Origin of the sequence: Microbacterium sp. NPDC064978 (genome assembly GCF_044543605.1) — a bacterium.
Taxonomy (GTDB): Bacteria; Actinomycetota; Actinomycetes; order Actinomycetales; family Microbacteriaceae; genus Microbacterium; species Microbacterium meiriae.
In genome coordinates this window covers 1-13,017 of sequence record NZ_JBITWF010000004.1, presented here as the reverse complement: position 1 = coordinate 13,017, position 13,017 = coordinate 1, and the positions used below count along the sequence as shown (strand labels likewise).

At 70.0% G+C, this 13,017-nt stretch carries 10 protein-coding genes, 2 tRNA genes and 1 rRNA gene; 12 read left to right on the top strand and 1 reads right to left on the bottom strand.

What is annotated here, in order from left to right:
- The first annotated feature begins 80 nt into the window (after positions 1-80).
- Genes ACIGJI_RS13030 through cydC form a run of 5 tightly spaced genes read left to right on the top strand, consistent with a single transcriptional unit; the run spans position 81 to position 6,516 of the window.
- The gene (locus ACIGJI_RS13030; RefSeq protein ID WP_187662434.1) at positions 81-755 is read left to right on the top strand and encodes a metalloregulator ArsR/SmtB family transcription factor; all 675 of its coding nucleotides are present in this window, start codon (positions 81-83) and stop codon (positions 753-755) included.
- Entirely contained in the window at positions 742-2,157 is a 1,416-nt protein-coding gene (locus ACIGJI_RS13025) for a cytochrome ubiquinol oxidase subunit I (protein ID WP_187662433.1), read from the top strand. Before ACIGJI_RS13030 ends, ACIGJI_RS13025 begins: the two co-directional genes overlap by 14 nt.
- Before the next feature lie 14 nt (positions 2,158-2,171).
- Positions 2,172-3,200, top strand: a complete 1,029-nt coding sequence (gene cydB / locus ACIGJI_RS13020) for a cytochrome d ubiquinol oxidase subunit II (RefSeq protein ID WP_363446520.1) — start codon at positions 2,172-2,174, stop codon at positions 3,198-3,200.
- Positions 3,197-4,852, top strand: coding sequence for a thiol reductant ABC exporter subunit CydD (cydD, locus tag ACIGJI_RS13015; RefSeq protein ID WP_363446522.1), 1,656 nt, complete (start codon positions 3,197-3,199; stop codon positions 4,850-4,852). The genes cydB and cydD overlap by 4 nt, the downstream gene beginning before the upstream one ends.
- Entirely contained in the window at positions 4,849-6,516 is a 1,668-nt protein-coding gene (gene cydC / locus ACIGJI_RS13010; protein ID WP_280566131.1) for a thiol reductant ABC exporter subunit CydC, read from the top strand. The genes cydD and cydC overlap by 4 nt, the downstream gene beginning before the upstream one ends.
- Before the next feature lie 3 nt (positions 6,517-6,519).
- Here cydC and ACIGJI_RS13005 read toward each other — a convergent pair whose 3' ends face one another.
- Positions 6,520-7,302, bottom strand: a complete 783-nt coding sequence (locus ACIGJI_RS13005; protein WP_363446524.1) for a hypothetical protein — start codon at positions 7,300-7,302, stop codon at positions 6,520-6,522.
- 176 nt (positions 7,303-7,478) lie between these two features.
- Here ACIGJI_RS13005 and ACIGJI_RS13000 point away from each other — a divergent pair, with 176 nt between their 5' ends.
- The 7 genes from ACIGJI_RS13000 to ACIGJI_RS12970 all read left to right on the top strand — a co-directional run.
- Complete coding sequence (locus tag ACIGJI_RS13000) at positions 7,479-8,525, top strand: hypothetical protein (RefSeq protein WP_363446526.1); 1,047 nt, start codon at positions 7,479-7,481, stop codon at positions 8,523-8,525.
- 45 nt (positions 8,526-8,570) lie between these two features.
- Positions 8,571-8,661 (top strand) — tRNA-Ser (locus tag ACIGJI_RS12995).
- A 91-nt stretch (positions 8,662-8,752) separates the two neighbouring features.
- Positions 8,753-8,825: transfer RNA gene (locus ACIGJI_RS12990), tRNA-Ala, on the top strand.
- A gap of 138 nt (positions 8,826-8,963) precedes the next feature.
- Positions 8,964-9,692 carry a GntR family transcriptional regulator gene (locus ACIGJI_RS12985; RefSeq protein ID WP_280566971.1) on the top strand — a complete coding sequence of 243 codons (729 nt, stop codon included), beginning with the start codon at positions 8,964-8,966 and terminating at the stop codon, positions 9,690-9,692.
- A gap of 153 nt (positions 9,693-9,845) precedes the next feature.
- Positions 9,846-11,057, top strand: coding sequence for an alpha-hydroxy acid oxidase (locus tag ACIGJI_RS12980; RefSeq protein ID WP_363446528.1), 1,212 nt, complete (start codon positions 9,846-9,848; stop codon positions 11,055-11,057).
- A gap of 42 nt (positions 11,058-11,099) precedes the next feature.
- A complete protein-coding gene (locus ACIGJI_RS12975) occupies positions 11,100-12,488 on the top strand; it encodes an MFS transporter (protein WP_363446530.1) in 1,389 nt (462 codons plus the stop codon).
- A gap of 456 nt (positions 12,489-12,944) precedes the next feature.
- Positions 12,945-13,017: ribosomal RNA gene (locus ACIGJI_RS12970) — 16S ribosomal RNA — on the top strand; the annotation flags it as partial.

The following is a 13,017-nucleotide window of genomic DNA, read 5'->3' as shown; positions in this document are numbered from 1 at the left end:
ATCAGACATCCCTATCGACCAGGCGATTATTCACGGCCCGGTTCCCCCGACGGCCACCGGTCCCGGCCGATAATTGAGACATGTCCAACGGCGGGTCCGTCTGCGGGCCGATCTCCAGCTACTCCCGGGTGCGCATCCTGCACCTCCTCTTCGAGGCCGGGCACTCCGGTGCCTCCGGAGAACTCGCGATCGGCGACCTGTGCGAGGCCACCGGCCTGCACCCGAACACGGTGCGCGAGCACCTCCAGCGGCTCATCGAGGGCGGCTACGTGATCCCGACCGTGGAGCACCGCACCACCCGGGGCCGTCCTCGGACGCTGTACCGTGCCGCCACCGGCGCCCCCGACGCCTCCAGCCCGGTCGCGCGGAACAAGGCCAAGGCCGCCGCCCGTCGCGGCGACCTCCTCCGCAGCGTCCTTCCCGGCACCGGGAGCGCCCTCGGGAGGGACGCCACCTACCAGCTCGACGCCCTCGTCGAGCACCTGGAGGAGAGCGGTTTCGAGCCGGTCGTGGATGACCGCGGGCTGACCGTCGACCTGAGCCCGTGCCCGCACGCGGCCGGCCGGCCGGAGGACCGCCCGATGCTGTGCCAGGTGCATCTCGGCCTGATGCAGGGCATCCTGGCAGAAGCGGGGGGTCCGCTCGAAGCCGAGTGCGTGCGCGAGGCCGCGCTGCCCTCCGAATGCACCGTGCAGCTGCGCGACACCGCCGCGCAGGCGTCGAATAGAACGGGAGTCGCTCATGGAATGGCTTGATCCGCTCGCCCTGGCCCGATGGCAGTTCGGGCTGACGACCGTCTACCACTACCTCTTCGTCCCGCTGACGATCGGCATGGCGCTCGTCGCCGCCATCTTCCAGACGGCGTGGGTGCGCACGGCCAAGGTCCAGTACCTGCACCTCACCCGCTTCTTCGGCAAGATCTTCCTCATCAACTTCGCGATGGGGGTCGTCACCGGCATCGTGCAGGAGTTCCAGTTCGGCATGAACTGGTCGGACTACTCCCGCTTCGTCGGTGACGTCTTCGGCGCCCCGCTCGCCTTCGAGGGCCTGCTGGCGTTCTTCTTCGAGGCGACCTTCATCGGCCTCTGGATCTTCGGCTGGGACAAGCTCCCGCAGAAGATCCACCTCGCCACCATCTGGTGCGTCTCGATCGGCAGCATCCTGTCGGCGTACTTCATCATCGCCGCCAACGCATTCATGCAGAACCCGGTCGGCTACACGTACAACGAGGTGACCAACCGCGCCGAGCTCACCGACTTCTGGGCGCTGCTGACCAACCCCGTCGCCCTCGCCGCGTTCCCGCACACCATCTTCGGCGCGCTCATGTTCGCCGCCGGTGTCGTGATCTCGGTGTCCGCCTGGCACCTGGCCCGCGGGCAGCACTTCGACACCATGCGCGTCTCGCTGAAGTTCGGCCTCTGGGCGATGATCTTCTCCACCGCGGGCGTCGTGCTCACCGGTGACCAGCTGGGCCTGGCGATGTACGCCGCGCAGCCGATGAAGATGGCCGCCGCGGAGGCGACGTTCAACACGGTCTGCGGCGCCGACGCCTCCTTCAGCATCTTCACGCTGGGCACGCCGGACGGCAGCTCCGAGCTGTTCTCGATCCGGGTGCCGTACCTGCTGTCGCTGCTGTCGACCCACACGCTCGACGCCTGCGTGCACGGCATCAACGACCTGAACGCCGAGTACGCCCAGACCTACGCGAGCACCGGCCTCACCGACTTCGCCCCCGTGCTGTGGATCACGTACTGGTCGTTCCGCTGGATGATCGGCCTCGGCATGGCCGCCGCCCTCGTCGCCGTCGCCGGCCTCTGGGTCACGCGCAAGAAGGCCACCAAGCCGGTCGCGCCGTGGATGTGGAAGGTCGCGATCTGGTCGTTCCCGCTCGCGCTCGCCGCCAACATCATGGGCTGGGTGTTCACCGAGATGGGCCGGCAGCCGTGGATCGTGTTCGGTCTGATGTCCACCCGCGACGGCGTCTCACCGGGCGTGAGCGGGCTCGAGGTCCTGATCTCGCTGATCGCCTTCACCGCGATCTACGCCGCGCTGGCCGTGGTCGAGGTGAAGCTGATCGTCAAGGCCGCACAGAAGGGGCCGGACACCGACGAACAGCCCCATGAGGAGACGGCTCAGCTGCCGTCGGTCGTGTACTGAGAGGAACGAGCATCATGGATCTCGCAACGATCTGGTTCTGGGTGGTCGCCTTCCTGTTCGTCGGCTACTTCGTCCTCGACGGGTTCGACTTCGGCGTCGGCATGTCGCTGCCGTTCCTCGGCAAGGACGACGTCTCCCGCCGGCAGGTCATCAACACGATCGGTCCCGTGTGGGACCTCAACGAGACGTGGGTCATCGTGGCCGGGGCCTCGCTCTTCGCCTCGTTCCCCGAGTGGTACGCCACCCTGTTCAGCGGGTTCTACCTGCCGCTGCTGCTCATCCTGCTGGCACTCATCCTCCGCGGCGTCTCGTTCGAGTACCGCCACCAGCGGGAGAGCCGGAAGTGGAAGCAGGGCTTCGACCGGATGATCGTCATCGGCTCGGTCGTCCCGGCACTGCTCTGGGGCGTCGCTTTCGGCAACATCGTGCAGGGCGTCGCGATCGACGAGAACCACATCTACGTCGGCGGCTTCTTCTCGCTGCTGAACCCGTATGCGCTGCTGGTCGGCGTCACGACCCTGCTGCTCTTCTTCCTGCACGGCGTGCTGTTCGTCGCGCTGAAGACGGACGGCCAGGTGCACGAGAATGCCCGGAAGCTCGCGAAGAAGGCCGCCATCCCGACGATCCTCGTCGCAGCCGCGACGGTGGTCTGGACGGTCGCGATCGCGATGGGCCGCGAGGCGCCGCTGCTGTGGCTGGTCATCGGAGCCGGTGCGCTCGCGGCGGTCAGCCTGATCGCGGCGGTCGGCTTCTCGCTCGTCCGCCGCGACGGGTGGGCGTTCTTCGCCGGCATGCTCACGGTCATGTTCGCCGTCGTCATGCTGTTCTCCGCCCTCTTCCCGTTCGTGATGCCCTCGACGATCGACCCGGCGTTCAGCCTCACGATCGCCAACGCGTCCAGCACTCCGTATACGCTGCAGATCATGAGCTGGACCGCGCTGATCGCCCTCCCGCTGGTCATCGCGTACCAGACCTGGACCTACTGGGTGTTCCGCAAGCGCGTCACCCGCCGGTCGATCGAGGGAGCTCCGGCGCACGCGTGAAACCCGTCGATCCGAGGCTGCTCCGATACGCGGCCGCCGCCCGGGGGTTCCTCCTGGCGTCGGCCGCGATCGGCGTCTTCCAGACCGCGGTGACGATCGCCTTCGCGTGGCTGCTCACCGAGGCGGTGGTCGGCGCCATCGCGGGTCGCGACGTCACCGCGACCCTGCTCTGGCTGCTGGCGACGGCGCTGCTGCGGGGGCTGCTCATCGCCGCCTCCGACGCGGCGGGCACGCAGGCCGCGGCCCGCACCGGGATGCAGCTGCGCGCGGCCCTCGTCGCAGCGGTCGGGCGACTCGGGCCGGGGTGGCTCGCTCAGCGGAACCAGACGCAGATCGCCGTCACCGCCGGTCACGGCCTGGAAGCCCTGGACGCGTACTTCGCGCGGTACATCCCGCAGCTCGTCCTCACCGTCATCGCGACGCCCGTGCTCGTCGCGGTCATGTGGTGGCAGGACTGGCCGAGCGGGCTCACCGCCGTCATCACCCTGCCGCTCATCCCGCTGTTCCTCATCCTCATCGGCATCGCGACCCGCACGGTGCAGAAGAAGCAGTGGCAGACGCTGCAGCACCTCGCCGCCCGATTCGCCGACACGGTGCAGGGGCTGTCGACGCTGCGGCTGTTCGGCCGGGACCGTCGGGCGGCCGACCGCATCGAGGTGACCGCCGACGAGTACCGCCGCGAGACCATGAAGGTGCTCCGGTTCTCGTTCCTCTCGGGGTTCGCGATGGAGCTGCTGTCGTCGCTCGCGGTCGCGCTCATCGCGGTCGCGGTCGGCTTCCGGCTGCTGTCAGGAGACCTGAGCCTGGAGGTCGGGCTCTTCGTGCTGCTGCTCGCCCCGGAGGCCTTCCTCCCCATCCGTCAGGTCGGCGTGCAGTTCCACGCCGCGGCCGAGGGCGTCGCGGCCACGGAAGACGTGTTCGATGTGCTGGATGCGGCACGCGACCGGGACCGCGGGGTGCGCCGGCACGATCCGGACACGGATGCACGACCGAACCCCGTGGACTCGTCCGGCAGCCGTGCCGGAGTCGTGCAGGTGGCACACGGACTCGTGGTCGAGGGGCTCCGGGTGAGGGACCTGCCGCCGGTGTCGTTCGTCGCGGAGCCGGGGACGGTGACCCTGATCGAGGGACCGAGCGGCTCCGGGAAGTCGAGTCTGCTCGCCGCCCTCCGCGGAGCGGTGGACTACACGGGGACCGCGACCTGGGACGGACGGGACGTCGTCGAGCTCGCGCCGTCGGAATGGCTCGCCTGGGCCGGGCAGACGCCGGGGCTGATGCGCGGCACGGTCGCGGAGAACGTGGCTCTGGGCGATGCGGCTCCTGACCTCGCCCGCGTGCGCCGGGCTCTCGACGCCGCGTGCGCGGAGGGGATCGAGGCCGACCGCGTGCTGGGCGTGCAGGGCGCAGGGCTGTCGGGAGGGCAGGCGCAGCGCGTCGCGGTGGCCAGGGCGCTGTACCGCCACGACGGTGCCCCGGAGCGGATGCTCGCGCTCGATGAGCCCTCCAGCGCCCTCGACGCCGACACCGAGGAGCGGCTGTGGCGGTCGCTGCGCGCACGGGCGGATGCCGGCGCGACCATCCTCCTCGTCTCGCACCGCCGCTCGGCCAGGGACATCGCCGACCGGATCGTGGCGCTGGGGGTGAGCGCATGACCGAGACGACGCGCAGCGAGCGGGTCCGGGACATGCTCCGGCTCGCGCAGCCGCCGTTCCGCCGCTTCCTCCCCGGGCTGATCTGGGGGGTGCTGTCGGCGGCCGCCGCAGTGAGCCTTCTCGCGGTGAGCGGCTGGCTGATCGTGAGCGCGTCGATCGTCGACTCCCTCGTGCCGCTGTCCATCGCGGTCGTCGGGGTGCGGTTCTTCGCCGTGACCCGGGCTGTCACGCGGTACCTGGAGCGGCTGAGCGGTCACGACGCCGCGCTCCGGCAGCTCGCCACGACCCGCTCCGACATGGTGCGCCGCCTCATCCCGCTCTCGCCGGCGGGGCTCGGCGCGACCGACCGCGGGCAGGTGCTCGCGGCGCTCGTCGACGACGTGGAGAACCTGCAGAACCTCCCGCTCCGGGTCGTGCAGCCGCTCGCGGTCTCGGGCGTCGTCGCCCTCGGAGCGGTGGGCTTCCTCGCCTTCGTCTCGCCACCCGCCGCGCTGACCCTCGCGGTCTGCCTCCTCGTCGCCGCGTTCGCGGCGGTCGGGCTCGGCTGGATCTTCGGCTCCCGCGCGGAGGCCGCGGTGTCGGCGCGTCGGGCCGAGGTGTCCGCGGCCCTCGTCGACTACTTCGGCAGTCTCGACGTGCTCCTCGCGTTCGGTGCGGAGGCGCAGGCGCGGGAGCGGATCCGCGTCGCGGACGCCGCGCTGCGTCGCGTGGTCAGTCGGGCGTCGCTCGCGCAGGCCGTCGCGGCCGGAGTGGTGTCGCTGATGGCCGGGGCCGCATCCGTGTGGGCGCTCGCCGTGGCGGCTCCGGGCCTCGCCACGGGAGTCATCGACGCCCCGTGGCTCGCGGTCGCGGTGCTCGTGCCGATGGTCGTGTTCGAGGTGTTCGGCGCCGTGCCGATCGCCGCGGCCTCGTGGCGGAGCGTACGCGCGAGTGCGGAGCGCATCGTGGACGTGCTGCCCGAACGCATGCCGCCGGAGCTGCGGCCCGACGCGGGGCAGGATGCCGAGGTCGCGGGTGTGCCCGCCCTCGTCCTGCGCGGTGCCACGGCGCACTGGCCCGGAGGCGCGGCGGCGTTGACCGGCGTGGACCTCGACCTCGCGCCCGGGGAGCGGGTGCTCGTCTCCGGAGCGAGCGGGGCGGGCAAGAGCTCGCTGGCGGCCGCACTGGTCGGCTTCCTCCGCGTGGACGGCGAGTACCGGATCGGCGACCTCGACGCGGCAGCCCTGTCCGGACCGGCACTGCGGCGCATCGTCGGTCTGTGCGAGCAGCAGCCGCAGCTGTTCGACGAGGACGTGCGGCAGAACCTGCTCTTCGCGAGGGATACCGCCACCGATGACGAGCTCCTCGCCGTGCTCGACCGTGTGGGCCTCGCGGCGTGGGTCCGCGAGCGCGGGGGTCTCGACGCCCGGGTGGGCGACCGCGGTGCGCTGGTGTCCGGCGGTCAGGCACAGCGGATCGCCCTGGCTCGCGCGCTGCTCCGCGGCTTCCCGGTGCTCGTGCTGGACGAGCCGACGGCCGGCGTCGACCCCGAGGCCTCGGACGCCCTGCTGCGCGATCTGCTGCGGGCGACGGGGGAGCAGTCGGTGCTGCTCATCTCGCACGTGGCGCCGCCCGCGGGGACGGTCGACCGGGTCGTGCGGATCGAGGGCGGCCGGACGGTCTGAGCCTCAGCCGACGAGGTTCATGTCGGCGGGCGGCTCCATCACGATGCCCTGCGCCTCGAACGCGCGACGGCGCTCCTCGATCCTTCGGTGCATCTCGACCTGGGCGTCGTCGATGAGACGCGGGTCGAGGTCGACCGTCGCCGGATGCGGGTCGCCGTGGTGGGCGGCGATGTACGCGTCGAGCTCGGGGCCACTGGTCCAGGAGGTGATGAGCGCGTACCGCGGACCCGTGCCGCGGTGCCACACGGCGTGCCAGAAGCGCTGCGTGTCGACGATGATCCGGGAGCCGGCGCGCAGCGGCAGCCGGACCTCCGTGGCCGGGTCGAACCGGTCGGAGCGGAGGATGAGCATCGAGTCGGTGTCGTCGGTGAGGTTGTAATACCCGCGGACCACCCAGCCCGTGCCCGGCTCGTTGAGGCGGTTGTTGTCGTCCTGGTGCAGGTTGTAGATCGCGTCGGCGTAGTCGTTGGGCTGGAGCTCGATGACCCGGCAGCGGCCGACGCCGGCGCCCGGGGCCAGGGCGCGGCGCTGCAGGGTCGGGGCGATCGTGACCTGCGCCGGGATCCAGACGCCGTCCTTGTCGGTGCGCGGGGGTGTGTGGTTCCAGAAGCCGTTGCAGTCGATGTCGCCGGCGTAGCTCGTCAGGGGTGCGAAGCGGGTGATGCCGGAGGAGCGCCAGCCGACGTACTCGAGGTCACGCCACTCGGACGGGTCCACCGGGGTGGTCTCGTCGTCGAGGACCACGTATCCGGTCTCGGCGAGCGCCGCAGACGTGATGAATCCCATGCTGCTTGCATCCTTCCCGTCGTTCTGCCCCCGGAGGCGGCGGGTTCTTAGGCAATCCTAATCCCGACCTCCCCTCGCCGACCCACCCCCTTGCGTGTGTCCCACCCCCTTCCGGCCGCACGCAGAGGGGTGGCCCGGCCGGAAGGGGGTGGGTCGGCGAGCGATATTCTGAGGGCATGACGCAGCCCCAGGGTGCCCTTCTCGTGGGCAGTGTGAACTTCGACGACGCCGAGACCACGATGCGCACCGCTGCGGAGCTGCTCGGCGACCGCCTGCGCCGCATCCCGGACGGCGAGGTGGGCAAGCGGTTCCACTGGATCATGTTCCAGCCCGACGTCATCGGCCAGGCGGACGGCATCGAGCGGATCGGCGACGAGCCCATCCCGTTCCCCGCCGGCATCGACGCCCGGGGCCTGCGGATCGCCGAGGGCGTGGACCCGGCGACGATCGCGCTGCCTCCGCTGGGGTACGCCTCCGCGGCGATCGAGTCGTACGGGCGCTTCGCCCGGCTGCGTGAGGCCGGGGCGGTGCCGGCGGGCACCAGGTTCCAGGTGTCGCTGCCGACCCCGCTCGCCGTCATCTCCTCCTTCTTCCACGGCGACGACCGGGCCGCGATCGAGCCCGTGTACACCGCCGCGATACTCCGCGAGCTCGACGAGACCCTCGCCGCGATCCCGCACGGGGACCTCGCCGTGCAGTGGGACGTCGCGAGCGAGATGGGCATCATCGAGGGGGCCTCCGGCTACGGCGCCGTCATGGAGGCGTGGTGGCCCGGTGACCCGTTCGACGGACTCGTCTCGCGTCTGGCCGCCCTCGTCGACGCCGTCCCGGACGACGTCGAGGTGGGCGTGCACCTCTGCTACGGCGACGCGGGGGAGAAGCATTTCTTCGAGCCGACCGACGCCGGCGCGCTCGTCCGCTACGCCAACGCCGTCATCGCCGCGGCCCACCGTCCGCTCACCTGGCTGCACCTTCCCGTGCCGATCGGTCACGACGACGAGGCCTACTTCGCTCCGCTCGCCGAGCTCACCCCGGTCGAGGAGCTCTACCTCGGCCTCGTGCACCGGGAGGACGGCGCGGAGGGCGCGCGTCGCCGGATCGCCGCCGCTGTCCCGTTCGCCCCGGAGTTCGGCGTCGCCACGGAGTGCGGCATCGGCCGCGCCCCCGCCGGCTCCACGGAGGGCATCCTCCGCACCCACGCCGAGGTCGCCACCGCCTGGTGACCCGCCGATTCGCGCGCTCGGCCCCGGTGTCGTAAACTGATCCGCGGTGACGTGTCCGAGCGGCCGAAGGTGCAACTCTCGAAAAGTTGTGTAGGGTAACCCCCTACCGTGGGTTCAAATCCCACCGTCACCGCCACCACGAAGGCCCCGACTCCCCTGGAAACACGGAGATGCGGGGCCTTCGTCCTGTCGGCTATCCCGAGCGTGATAACGTAGATGTCGTTCACGGGCCTATGGCGCAGTTGGTAGCGCGCCTCGTTCGCATCGAGGAGGTCAGGGGTTCGAATCCCCTTAGGTCCACAGGAACAGAACGCAAGAGCCTCGCCCCGCATCTCGCAGGGCGAGGTTCTTTCGTTGAAGCGCTGGGCCGGACCGACCGCTGCGACGAGACCGCTCGGCAGCGGCGGGGGTTCGATTCCGTGCCCCTAGGCTGAGGACATGGACGCGACGCCCAGCGAATCCGGCTCGACCCTGCACACGCATGCCGTCGACAGCCGGCGCCGCGCCGCAGCCCTCGGCGAGGGGGATCGCGTGCTGTCGCGCACGCAGAAGGTGTACGTGGCGCTCAGGGACGACATCGTCCGCACCCGGCTCGCCCCAGGCGAGGTCGTCATCGAACCGGAGCTGGCCGCGCGCTTCGGGGTGTCGAAGACGCCCGTGCGCGAGGCCCTGCAGATCCTCGTCGTCGAGGGGCTCGTCGTCGCCCTTCCCCGGCGCGGATACGTCGTCCGCCCGCTGGGCATCAACGAGGTGCGCGAGGTGCTCGATATGCGCCTGATCATCGAACCGCCGATGGCGGCGGGTGCGACGCGCTACGGCAACGAGGCTTTCATCGAGGAGCTCAGCTCGATCCTGGACGCGCAGCGCAGCGGTTCCGGCACGGCGGAGCTGACCGATGCGGCGCGCGCTTTCCACGAGTGCATCCTCGGCGCGGCGCGCAACGCTCGGGCCAAGACGCTCATGAGCGGCCTGTTCGACGAGACGACACGGAGTCATCACCTGATCCCGGCGATCGATGCGCGAATCCACTCGGACGTCGAGAACAACGGACACCAGCAGGTGCTGGAGGCGATCCGCACCGGCGATCCGCAGGCTGCCGAGGAGGCCATGCGCGGCCACCTTGTGGAGCTGAGGGAGTTCGTCCTCCAGGCATTCCTCGAAGCCTGACCCGCGCTCGTCGCGAATAAGCGACCCTCTGGTCGTGTCAGATATATCTGACGCATATCGCTATTGTGCCCGAGATATTTGGTGGCTATGGTGGTGCCGACACCGCGGTCGGCTCTCCGGCCGCCCCGGGGCTGCCGAGAGGAACCAGGACTTTTGCGACGCCGCATCCGCACCTTCACCGAGCTGCTGAGCTTCGCTCCGCCGGCGCTTCCCACCGAGGCGAAGCGCGTGGCGGAGGCACGTAGCCTCGGCGACCTCCGCCGGCTCGCGAAGCGTCGCGTGCCCGGATTCGTCTTCGACTACGTCGAGGGTGCCGCGGTGACCGAGCAAGCCGCCCGAGACAACGAGTCGGCCTTCGCCCGCCGGAGGTTCGTGCCCTCCGTCACGGAGAGCGCAGCCGGAGCGTCGCTCACCACCCGCCTGCTGGGACGCGAGCATGCGATGCCGATCGGCATCGCCCCCATCGGCCTCACCGCCCTCATGCGCGCGGCCGGCGAGACCGACGCGGTCCGCGCGGCTGCGAACCGCGATGTGCCGTTCGTGCTCTCCACGATGGGCACGCGGAGCATCGAGGACGTCGCCGAATCGGCGCCCGCTGCGCGCCGATGGTTCCAGCTCTACCTGCGGCGGGATCGTGCCGCGTCGCTCGCCCTCATCGAGCGGGCTGCCGCGGCGGGTTTCGACACCCTCGTGCTGACCGTCGACACCCGGGTGCCCGGGCAGCGCTACCGCGACGACCGCAACCGACTCTCGATGCCGCCGCGTCTGACGCTGCGCACCGCCGTGCAGTCGGCGCTGCATCCCGCGTGGTCGCTCGATCTGCTGGCACACGATGCACCGGCCATGGCGAACTTCGGGCCCCGATCCGGAAGCGTCACCGACGTGGTCAGCAGCATGTTCGATCCCGCGCTGTCCTTGGACGACGTGCGCTGGCTGCGGGGGAACTGGAACGGGCCGATCGTCGTGAAGGGCGTGCTCTCCGCCATCGACGCCGAGCGCTTCATCGACGCCGGAGCGGACGCCATCTGGGTCTCCAACCACGGCGGTCGCCAACTCGACCGTGCGATCGCGCCCATCGAGGTCGTCGGTGCGGTGCGCGCCGCCGTCGGCGACGACATCCCGATCCTGCTCGACTCCGGCATCCGCAGCGGGCTCGACGTCGTGGCCGCGATCGCGTGCGGAGCCGACTTCGTCTTCCTCGGCCGGGGGTACATGTACGGCCTCATGGCAGGCGGACGGATCGGGGTGGAGCGCGTGCTCGACCTCACGGCGAACGAGACCCTGTCGACGATGCAGCTTCTCGGCGTGCGCACGACCGCCGAACTGCGCGGCCGCGGGAGCGCCGTCCTCGCGCCGACCGGATAACCACGACCACGCCAGCACTTTTCAATGACGAAAGGACACCCCATGGCCAATGAACAGCAGCGCACCATGACTCCGCAGGCGAGGCGGGCGATCGCCGCAGCCTATTTCGGCACGCTCATCGAGTGGTACGACTACGCGCTCTACGGCGCCGCCGCCGGCCTCGTGATCGGCCCGCTCTTCTTCCCGGACGTCATCCCCGCCTCCGCCTCGATGCTCGCCTTCGCGACCTTCGCCGTCGGGTTCGTGGTGCGGCCGCTCGGCGGCCTCATCATCTCCCACCTCGGCGACCGGGTCGGCCGGAAGCCCGCGATGATCCTGACCATCGTGCTCATGGGGATCGCGACCGTGGGCATCGGGCTCCTCCCGACTGCCGAGGCGATCGGGGTGGCGGCGCCGATCCTGCTGATCCTGTTCCGCTTCATCCAGGGCTTCGGCGCCGGTGCGGAACTCGCCGGTGCGCTCACGCTCGTCGCCGAGTACGCGCCGGAGCGCCGCCGAGGGCGGGTCATCGGACTGGTCACCTCAGGCGCCCCGGGTGGAGCGTTCCTCGCGACTCTGGCCTTCACCTTCGCCTCGATGCTGCCCGGCGACGTGCTCCTCGGCGGGGCCTGGCGCATTCCGTTCCTGATCTCCGCCGTCCTGTTCGTCCTGGCGCTCTGGATCCGTCGTCGCCTCGAGGAGACGCCCGAGTACCGGGACGCGGTGACGAACGCGGAGCAGTCCGCGACGAAGGTGCCCTTGGCGGAGCTGTTCCGCCGCAGCCCCCGCGAGCTCGTCATCGGCTTCTTCAGCGTCTGCGGGCACAACGTGACCAACTACGTGCTGAGCGCCTTCGCACTGAGCTACCTCACGCTGACGGTCGGGATGCCCCGGGTCGAGGCGCTGATCGCCGTCCTGGTGTCCTCACTGCTCACCGCCTTCGCTCCTGTCCTCGGCGGCGTCGCGGTCGATCGCTTCGGGGCCAAGCGCGTGGTGATGTTCGGCTCGGTCGCCGGGATCGTCCTCACGTACCCGGTCTTCCTCTCCCTGCAGTCCGGCGACCCGGTGCTGGCTGCTCTCGGGATGACGGCGCTCGGCGTCATCGCCGTGGGTGCCACCGCGGCGTCCACCGGGACCTTCCTCACGAACCTCTTCCCGACCCGGTACCGCTTCACCGGCGTCGCGACGGCCCGGGAGCTCAATGGCGCGCTGGTCGCCGGCCCGACTCCGCTCATCGCCACCGCGCTCGTCGCGGCCGCCGGGGGAGGGCTCTGGCTCGGGGTGCTGTTCGTCCTCGCCGCCTGCCTCGTGTCGCTCCTGGCCGTCGTCGCGACGCCGAAGCGCATCGGCGACCTGCAGCCCGAGGAGGCGTCCGGTCCTTCGGTGACCGCGCCGGCCGAGAGGGTGTCGGACGGAGCGGGAGGAGGCGACACGCCCGGGAGTCTGCGGTGATTTGCCCGATGCCTGGAACCCACGTAAGTTATTACCTGTTCGCCCCAAACGGTTGAGCGGAGGTCCTCGGACCGGCTCCCGTCAAGCAGCTAACACCTCCCGAATCCCACACACTCACTGAGTGAACAGGATGAAGGATGCTGATCCGTTCCCACGGTCAGGCCGAAGAAACTCGGACTTGACAACGGAAACGAGATCGGTAAGATAGAGAAGTTGCCCTGCGGGCCTGGTCGTGATGGCTGGGTCGTGGGAGCATCCGATCCTTGAGAACTCAACAGCGTGCACTTGTCAAATGCCAAATTATCCTCGTCTAGCTTCGGCTGGGTGAGAATTCCTTTGGATCAAAGACCAACCTCCTTGTGGGGTTGGCAACGGATAGTCAGCAATGATTTATCTCTTTGGTCAGCATCAAACTCGCTGCGTTCCGGTTTTTCCCCGGTTCGTATGCAATTTCTTTTTACGGAGAGTTTGATCCTGGCTCAGGATGAACGCTGGCGGCGTGCTTAACACATGCAAGTCGAACGGTGAA

Coding starts and splice junctions, on each gene's coding strand:
- ACIGJI_RS13030 (WP_187662434.1), top strand. CDS start 81: ATGTCCAACGGCGGGTCCGTCTGCGGGCCGATCTCCAGCTACTCCCGG.
- ACIGJI_RS13025 (WP_187662433.1), top strand. CDS start 742: ATGGAATGGCTTGATCCGCTCGCCCTGGCCCGATGGCAGTTCGGGCTG.
- cydB (WP_363446520.1), top strand. CDS start 2,172: ATGGATCTCGCAACGATCTGGTTCTGGGTGGTCGCCTTCCTGTTCGTC.
- cydC (WP_280566131.1), top strand. CDS start 4,849: ATGACCGAGACGACGCGCAGCGAGCGGGTCCGGGACATGCTCCGGCTC.
- ACIGJI_RS13005 (WP_363446524.1), bottom strand. CDS start 7,302: ATGGGATTCATCACGTCTGCGGCGCTCGCCGAGACCGGATACGTGGTC.
- ACIGJI_RS13000 (WP_363446526.1), top strand. CDS start 7,479: ATGACGCAGCCCCAGGGTGCCCTTCTCGTGGGCAGTGTGAACTTCGAC.
- ACIGJI_RS12985 (WP_280566971.1), top strand. CDS start 8,964: ATGGACGCGACGCCCAGCGAATCCGGCTCGACCCTGCACACGCATGCC.
- ACIGJI_RS12975 (WP_363446530.1), top strand. CDS start 11,100: ATGGCCAATGAACAGCAGCGCACCATGACTCCGCAGGCGAGGCGGGCG.